The organism is Spirochaetota bacterium (assembly GCA_040756435.1).
In the GTDB taxonomy this organism is placed as follows: Bacteria; Spirochaetota; UBA4802; order UBA4802; family UB4802; genus UBA4802.
Genome location: JBFLZD010000084.1, coordinates 1 through 9,366, shown reverse-complemented (window position 1 = coordinate 9,366; position 9,366 = coordinate 1). Strand labels below are relative to the sequence as shown.

Here is a 9,366-nt window from a genome sequence, read left to right as displayed (position 1 = left end):
AGGCGTTCACTATTTTCATCATAAACCCTTCCTGTAAATAACATGGAAGGGTTAATTTTTTTCTAAAATCTCGTGTATTTTCTTTGCAAGTTCACTTATCGAGAAAGGTTTGTGTAAAAAATTTGTTTCTTTATTATCACTATCGGTTTCAAATAATATTCTATCAGTATATCCTGACATAAATAAAAATTTTATGTGCGGAAATAATTTAGCAACTTCCTGTGCAAGTTGTAAACCATCCATAATAGGCATGATAAAATCAGTTAGCAACAATTGAATAGATTGCCCTTTGGATTGTACAATGTTTATGGCTTCAGCAGGCGACTGTGCTGATACAACGGTATAGTTAAGTCTCTCTAACATTACCTGAACCATTTTCAGCAGTGAAGGTTCATCTTCCACAACAAGTATTGTTTCACCATTGCCATATACCCAGCTATCACTGATAACACTTTTTTCAGCTTCCTGGGGGCCACGGTATCGGGGTAAATAAATATTAAAAGTACTGCCTTTCCCTTTTTCCGAATATACATTTATAAAACCATGATGTTGTTTTACGATACCATATACTGTTGCCAGGCCAAGGCCAGTACCCTTTCCTACTTCCTTTGTGGTAAAAAATGGTTCAAAAATTTTGCCTATGATTTCTTTATCTATTCCTGTACCATTATCACTGACTGAAAGCATTACATATTCGCCGGGAAGACAATCAGGGATATCTTTGCAGTATTCTTCATTTAATGTAACATTCTTTGTTTTTATAGTAATAATGCCATTATTCTGAATTGCATCTCGAGCATTAACGCATAAATTGGCAACAATCTGATTTAGTTGTACAGGGTCAATATAGACGTTCCATAGGTTTTCATTGAAAATCCATTGTAAATCTATGTCTTCGCCTATCAGACGCCGTAACATTTTGAGCATACTTTCAATTATTGTATTGATATTAACTATCTGGGGTTCGCTTATTTGCTTGCGGGCAAATGTCAAAAGCTGTTTTGTGATATCGGCAGAACGTTTGGCAGCTTTTGTTATTTCTTCCAAATAATTTTTTACATCATCTTTGCTCTCAATTTGTATTAACGCAAGCTGTGCGTTACCCAGTATGACTTCAAGCATATTATTATAATCATGGGCAACACCCCCTGCCAATCTTCCAACCGATTCTAACTTTTGCGCCTGTATCAGTTGATCTTTAAGCTTTTCTCTTTCTTCCTCTGCTTTTTTCTGCTGGGTGATATCTATATAGAGTGTTGCCACGTATGCCGGTTTCTTTTCGTAATCATATAGCACAAAACTATTGGCCATCCACCATCGTATGCCAGATTTATGTTGTAATGTGAATACCTTTTGTTGAGTTACCCCTTTTTCAATAGCCTCTCTATCGCCCTGTAATAGCTTTTCAGCATCCTCTTTTGGAAAAACATCATAAGGGGTTTTACCTAACCAATCTTCTTTTCTCAATTCCATTACTTTTTCCCATTCATCATTTAAGTAAATATATCTGCCATGTATATCCCGTATAACAACCACAAGGGGTAGATTTTTCATAAACAAAGAAAACTTTTCTTCAGACTCTTCTATCTTTTTGGCAGCTAATTTAATTTCGGTAATGTCTTTAAATACAGTTGCAAATTGACCTTTTTGGGGTGAAAAAATAGAGATAATGAAATATTTATCCATTGGTGCATAATATGTTTCAAAGGTTGTAGATTTTCCTGTTAGGGCAACCTCTTTATAAATATCAAAATAGGGAGGATGGGATGTTTTATATATTTCTGTGCTTAATTTGCCAATAACATCTTCCTTATTTAACGATAATATATTCTCATATTGAGGATTAACATCTAATATTTTATAATCAATAGCATTACCGTTATTATCATAAACAAGTTCATGTAAACATATACCATCATTGGAGTGTGTGAAGAGTTCACGGAATTTTTTTTCATTTTCTTTTAACACCTCTTCGGCTATTTTCCTTTCGGTAATATTATGTGCTGTTGCAAAAGTTATACCTTGCAAGGCTACAGGATGGGAATTCCATTCTAACCATACATACTTTCCATCCTTGCTCCTATAGCGATTTTCAAATGAAATAACGTCTTCCCCTTTTAAAAGTTTTTCATTAATAATTTGTATGGTTTTTTCTTTATCGTCAGGATGAACAAATTCAAGAAAGGTTGCTGATGTCAGTTCTTCTACTGAATACCCTAATGTTTTTGTAAACGATGGGTTGACTAATAAAAAGCGGGTGGTCTTTAAATCAGCAATACATGCTAACTCATTTGACAACATAACTAAATTTCTATATGCTTCTTCATTGTCTTTATGAGATAGTATCTCATATACCATATCTGAGAGTATGGAAAGTTTAGAAACATCAGCATACGTATAATCTTTATGTTGATTAGCTACACCTATTATGCCAACAATAGTATTTTCTCTGAAAATAGGCACAAACAATTCACGTGGGTGGTTACTACTATTTAAAAGCTGTTCACAATAAAAATATTGCGTATGTTCATTATTAAGGATAGGTCCTTTGTTTTTCTGACATTCATCCCATACTTTTTCATAATCAACTGAACAATCAATATTTTGATCAATACAATATGTATGATACGAATTGGGGAATTCTTTTAAACTTGTTATTTGTTTATAAAGATATTTGTATGAAATATAACAACCTATCTGACTATTTGTTATTGTTAAGATTTCATGGAGCACCTTTTTTATAAAATCATCCTTTGTATGATTAATAGAAAAATTAATAAATTTTAGCCGTATATCATTAATAAGATTTAAAAAACTCTCCCTGGTTTGGTCTTCAATAAGAATGACAGCCCCCAGGTGTTGATTATCCCCTGATTTAAGTATCGTTCCATGATAATTAATTGGTATTTCCAGACCTGTCTTAGAAATAAGCACACTATTATGATATTCACCTCTGAACTTACCTTCGGAGATAATCTGGAATAAATTATCTTTGGAAGTTTTATTAGTATTGTGCGAAATTATATGTAAAATATCTAATACATGCTTACCGTTTGCATCATCGTTGCGCCATCCTGTCAGCAATTCCCCAGTTGTATTGATAAATTCAATATTTCCTGAATTATCTGTAATGATCAATCCATTGCCAATAGATTGTATTATATATTTATAAATCTGGTAAATTTTTAATTGTTCTTCGTTTCTTTGCGATAGTTCCTGGAAATAGGTTCTTTGCTGTTCTTTTTGCATTATAATAATTATTGAAAATAATAATACAATGCTTAAAATAAATAGTGTGATGGATATAGTTATTATGACGTACCATCTTTGAAACAACTCTGCTTTACTGGATTTGCTTAAAATAATCCAGGGAGTTTGAGGGATACTGGTAATATAGGTTCCAACATGTATATCATATAAATCCTTTCCATACGTAAAGCCTTCAAAGCCGTTCATTGCCTTGCGAATAATATTGTCAGGCGATAGTGACTCTGTATTAACTTTAATGATCTCTGGAATTTTTTGCGGTAAATATGCCTTAAATATATATAATGTTGGTTTATCTTTAACAAACAGAATTGTTTCACCGGATTGTGTAAACCCTGTCCATCTTTGTAATAGAGGAAAAATAAAGTTTTGAGCAGAAGATATCAATATAATAAAATGATTTGATCTTGTTGTGGAAACAGGATTTAATGGGACAATCAAGCTAATATGATAATCAAAATCCTTGTTGTCAATGTGTATATCGTTAAATACTGGTTTGTTGGTTTCAGCTGCATAGTGCAAATATTGTATAGTTTCCTGTGCAACAATTTTAATATGTTTATATAAGCTGAATAAAATTGTGCCATCTTTATTAACCAGCAATACTTCACCAATATCGTTATTTTTTGCATAAAAATCAAGAAATTCATATAATGTATTATAACTTTCAGCATTGTTATAAGTGAAATAGTTTTGCACTATGTTTCTGAATTGTTTTGATTGTATCAGTAAATATGCATCATCCGTTTGATCCTTAAGCCAATTACCTATATCTTCTTTTTTATTTTCAGCGATAGTTAAAAGTCTGTTGTATGCAATAGACTGAAAGTCACTATATTGAAGGTAAAGCAATATAATCCCGGCAACCACAATTACCAATAAGATTGCTAATAAATAAATTAGCTTTTTTTTTGACAAATTAATTGAAACAAGTTCATGCAGAAAGGATGTTATATAATTAAACATATATAAATATAATGGTTGTTATAAATTATTATACTCCGGCGTTTATTTGATAGGCTCTGGTGAAAAAGTATAAAGATAAAATTAATCAAAGTCAAATTAATTTATTTTTATTGGAATGAAAAAAAACATAACCACTAAACATTAACTGATAAGAATATCTTCTAAGTCATTTTGATAAATGTAAATTTTTTTAATGTTTATTTGTAATACTCAACAGCATTTTTAAATATCTGCAATCCCTCACCATAGTGTGAGATTTCTTTATTTTGCCTTCTTGATATTTCACGTAAATATGTCCAGTTGTCTCGTTGCATAAAATATATATGTCGTTCAGGATGAGGCATCATACCCATGATTCTACCGGTGGTGTCACAAATGGCTGCAATGTCCATAATTGAACCATTTGGATTATAGGGAAATTGACCCTGGGCAAATGATCCATCTGGCTTTATATATTGCATAATGATTTGATTGTTCTTAGAAAGTTTATCAATAATATGCTGTGGTGCAACAAAATTGCCTTCACCATGCGCTACGGGAATATGCAGCTTTTCAATACCTTTTGTGAATACACAGTTTGAATGGGGATTGATAGTCAAATCAACCCATCTGCACTGGAACCTGAATGTAGCGTTGTGTTCAAGTGAAACTTCAACATTGCCAATTGTTTGAGTTAATGCTGGTACTATCCCTAAATTAACCATTACCTGAAATCCATTGCAAATACCAATCATCAAGGTATCACGGTTAATAAATGACATCATTTCATCATAAAGGTTATGCTTAATTTTATTTGCCAGTGCTTTGCCGCTGCCGGTATCGTCACCATACGAAAAACCACCAGGAAATGCAAAAATTTGGTAAGAATTTAGAAGTGATTTATTTTCAATAATGTCATTTATATGAATTATTGTTGCATGTGCACCAGCTAATTCAAATGAAAACCGCGTTTCCTCATCACAATTAATGCCATATCCTGTTACTATTAAGGCTTTTGGTTTTGCCATCGGTACCTCTAAAATTCGCTGAAAGTAGATTTGTATGCAGAATGCAGGTCAAAAACTGAAACTGAAACAATTTCATTCCCCTGTAAACCAGCAATGGTAAGTAAATCATCATTAACCTGCCCTATTTTAGCAAAAGGTATGTCCTTGCATAGTTTTTCAAAATTAGACTTATTTTCAGGAGCTATCGACACAAGAATTCTACCCTGTGATTCTGAGAAAAGTAGTGTGTCATTGCGGTTAATATTTTCCTGAGGAATAGCACGTAAATCAATGTTGGCTCCCAGCAATCCGCCCATTGCCGATTTTGCAAGTGCCAGTGCTATACCGCCTCTTTCAATGCTGATGCTTGAAGCAATCAAGCCTTTACGTAATGCTTTTTCAATTACTCTATAAATGTGAGTATTTACGGTTGTATCTACGTGCGGAATACTATCGCCTATATATTTTTTCCCTGAAAGTTTTTCACCCATATACGCTAAGTACTCACTACCACCTAATTCATCTCTGGTAATTCCAAGAATATAGATATAGTCGCCAGCTTTTTTAAAATCAAGAGTCTGGCAATATGCAATATCAGAAACAACACCAATTGAAGAGATAAGCAATGTTGGAGGAACTGATATAAATACCTCATTAAAATTTTCATCATAACCTTTGAAATCATTAAACATGCTGTCTTTGCCGCTAATAAATGGAGTTTTGTAAGCAACTGCAAAATCATAACATGCCCTAGCGGCTTCTTTCAATTGCCCTAACCTGTAAGGATTAGTAGAATCACACCAGCAGAAGTTATCAAGCAATGCTAATTTATCAAGATCACATCCCGTAGCAACAGCATTGCGAATTGCAGTATCTATTGAGCAGGCTGCCATCCAGTATGTATCAATATCACTGTATGAAGGATACAATCCCTGTGATAACACCACTCCTTTTTTTGATTTCAATACTGGCCGTATAACAGTTGCATTCCCATTAACCTTCCCTTTTCCCTGCAAAGGTTTTACTACACTGTTACCTTGCACTTCATGGTCATACTGCGTTGAAATAAATTCAAAGCTAGCAGTATTTAAACGTTTTACCATTGCAATAAAATGTTCAGTTATATTTTTTGGATCATCAAACTCAGGATATGGATGTGACTGCGGAGTATACGTGCTTGTTAGCTTTTTCTGTGGGAGGCCTTCATGCAAAAAGAAAAGGTCAATATTAAAAACTATCTCCCCATTATAATAAACAATTCCTCTTCCAGAATCAGTAAATTTGCCAATTACCCATGCTTCAACACCACGGCGTTTCATCAGGTTAAGAAAATCTTCAAGCGTTTCATCGGGAACCGATAGGGTCATCCGTTCCTGCGATTCGGAAACCCATATCTGCCATGGAGCAAGGCCGGGATATTTCAGTGGAACTTTATCTAAGTATACAATAAAACCGCCTGCTTCACGTGCCATCTCAGAAACCGAACATGAAAGGCCACCGGCGCCGTTATCGGTAATAGAGTGATACAATCCCATATCACGAGCTTCTTTCACAATTGCATCAGAAAATTTTTTCTGTGTAATGGGATCCCCAATCTGAACCGCTGTTGCAGGGCTGCCAGATGTAAGCGCTTCTGAAGAAAAAGTGGCACCATGAATGCCATCTCGCCCCACTCTGCCACCAACCATCACGATATTGTCTCCGGGCATTGCTTTTTTATGTACTGAAGATTTTCCTTTAATCTTTTTTGGAATCAAGCCAACGGTCCCAACAAAGACCAAAGGCTTCCCTTTATACCGATCATCAAAATACACAAATCCCTGTGGGGTTGGTATGCCAGAACAGTTGCCACCCACATTGACGCCATGGATAACACCCTCCATGATTCGTCGCGGCGATAGCATCCTGGAATTTGAATCTTTTGATTTGTATAAAGGCTTTGTGTCAAAAGGATTTGCAAAGCAGAATCCATAGCGATTAGCTACTGGCTTTGAACCCAAACCAAATCCAATAGCATCCCTGTTTACTCCTACAATTCCGGTGATAGCTCCGCCAAAAGGATCAAGAGCACTTGGGCTATTGTGGGTTTCTACCTTATCAGCTATGACATAATCATCATCAAATTCAATTCCACCAGCATTATCGGAGAATACTGAAACACAGATGTCATCTTTGCCTTTCTCACGGCGAATTCGCAGTGTTGCTTCTTTAATATAATGCTTGAATATGCCATCATTTATGTCATCCAGTTGTGCAGCAAAAATTGTATGTTTACAGTGTTCACTCCAGGTCTGTGCTATTGATTCAAGCTCTACATCAGTGGGATTTCGTTTTTCAATATCCCTGTAGTATTTTTTAATTGCGTCAAGGGAAAGCATGTCCAGTGCTAAAGGTCCCCGGCGGGTACCATCAGGATTTTTTATGCCCTCTTTCCCCAATGCTATAAGTTCATCTTCGGGGACATCCAATGAAACAACTTCTGCCTTTGTATCCTCATGCAGTGTTACTACAGGTATGGCATTACCCATACCACCATTCTTTATGTACTCGTCATATGATAAAATTAATGATCTCTGTATCAAAGGATTGTAAAGTTCCAGTGATATTTCATGAATTGCATCAATAGTTAATTCCCCCCATAAGAAATAAGTAGATGAAGTGAAAACACATTTTTCAGGATCACAGTGTATTTTGAAAATATCTTCAATGATTTCACGGGTTGTGTGGGCAACATTATCGGTTACTCCGGGGAGGTATCCAATTTCAACAGCATACGTAAAGTCGGAGGGTGTAAAAGGTTTATTGATAGTATAATTTTGTGTAACAGGTTGTACAAGTGCCTGTGCAACCTTCTCAATTTGACTATCATTCAAAGGAATATTTATGAGATAGTTGTCGGTACGGACACATTCGCTTACAGAAAAGCCTAATCTATGTAGTTTTTGTTGCAATACTGTACCACGTGAATCGGGAATAGTATAATATATTTCAATCCTGTAACGGGCTAATTCCATAGCAAGACCTCTTGTAAGCTAATTTTTCCCTCAATATTTTTTTTACTATAAAAAAATTCAAGCTTTAAAATTAAAAGCACACCATAAAATGGTGCGCTTTTTTTTGATTCTATCTTTAGCTGCTCGGTATGTATCAGTTTTGTTCAATGCTAAAGATACGAAATAAATCTTTTGCATGTATTTATTATATCAATAAAACGTATGATTAACAAAAAAATAATAAAATTAAAACACCGTAATCAATAAAATAATCAGTTTTTCATATATTCCAGATTTAGGCAAGGATGCATAAAATCATAACTAAAAAAATTAAGAAATAAAATAATTGGTACAATCAAAAATTGTATGCATGCTCTATCCGCTATCAATTTTTCAAGAAAATATATATGAACATAACATGCTATAGTGTGCATTTATATGCTAAAATGTTGCTTATGTATGCAATTCTTTAATTACACAATTGCAGATAATTGATTTTGTATTATTCCTTTATTTATTGATTTTAATATAAAATATTATTATATTATTGTACGAAATATACGGGAGCTTCCAAAAATAAATCTTTGGATGTTCCCTTTTTGGCACAATATAGAGGATAAAACCGCTTTCTTTTATTACAATTATAATGATGAAGGCGGTTTTTAGAGGTGCCAATAATAATAAGGAGGTGTGCCATGAAAGCAGGTTTATTAATAACCGGAAATGGTGCGTTAGTTTATCTTACCTCGTATGATAGCTTCATGAATGACAAACTAAAAGAAAAATTAGCATCCAAAGGTATTACAAAATTCATTGCGTATGAAATACCAGTAGAAGAGGCCAAAAAAAGATATGGAGGGCATTTTGATATCGTAATACGTGATTTACATGAAACTGATGATTTGCGAATACTGGATTATGATGGATCACGAGCATTTAAGATGTTTTCATTCAAAGAATTGGGCAAGCCAGTGTATCAGGAATAAAAAACAGGGGGCATTGTAGTGCCCCCTGTTTATAGTATATTACTTCATCATACCTAACAATTTTGCAATCTGTGGATAGAAATGAACTACCACGCCTGCAAATACTACAGATACCATACACATAAGCTTGAGGAGTATGTTGAGTGATGGACCTGATGTATCTTTGAA

4 protein-coding genes are annotated in these 9,366 nt (G+C 34.3%); 1 reads left to right on the top strand and 3 read right to left on the bottom strand.

What is annotated here, in order from left to right; all coding sequences use genetic code 11:
- Positions 1 to 51 precede the first annotated feature (51 nt).
- From AB1444_15520 to AB1444_15510, 3 genes are all read right to left on the bottom strand, one after another.
- Entirely contained in the window at positions 52 to 4,119 is a 4,068-nt protein-coding gene (locus AB1444_15520; protein ID MEW6528065.1) for a PAS domain S-box protein, read from the bottom strand.
- A gap of 311 nt (positions 4,120 to 4,430) precedes the next feature.
- Positions 4,431 to 5,240, bottom strand: a complete 810-nt coding sequence (purQ, locus tag AB1444_15515) for a phosphoribosylformylglycinamidine synthase I (GenBank protein ID MEW6528064.1) — start codon at positions 5,238 to 5,240, stop codon at positions 4,431 to 4,433.
- A gap of 8 nt (positions 5,241 to 5,248) precedes the next feature.
- Positions 5,249 to 8,233, bottom strand: a complete 2,985-nt coding sequence (locus AB1444_15510; protein ID MEW6528063.1) for an AIR synthase-related protein — start codon at positions 8,231 to 8,233, stop codon at positions 5,249 to 5,251.
- A gap of 674 nt (positions 8,234 to 8,907) precedes the next feature.
- Between AB1444_15510 and AB1444_15505 the strand changes: the two genes are divergently transcribed.
- Positions 8,908 to 9,198 (top strand): hypothetical protein, encoded by a 291-nt coding sequence (locus AB1444_15505; GenBank protein ID MEW6528062.1) that lies wholly within the window; start codon positions 8,908 to 8,910, stop codon positions 9,196 to 9,198.
- Positions 9,199 to 9,366: the final 168 nt, after the last annotated feature.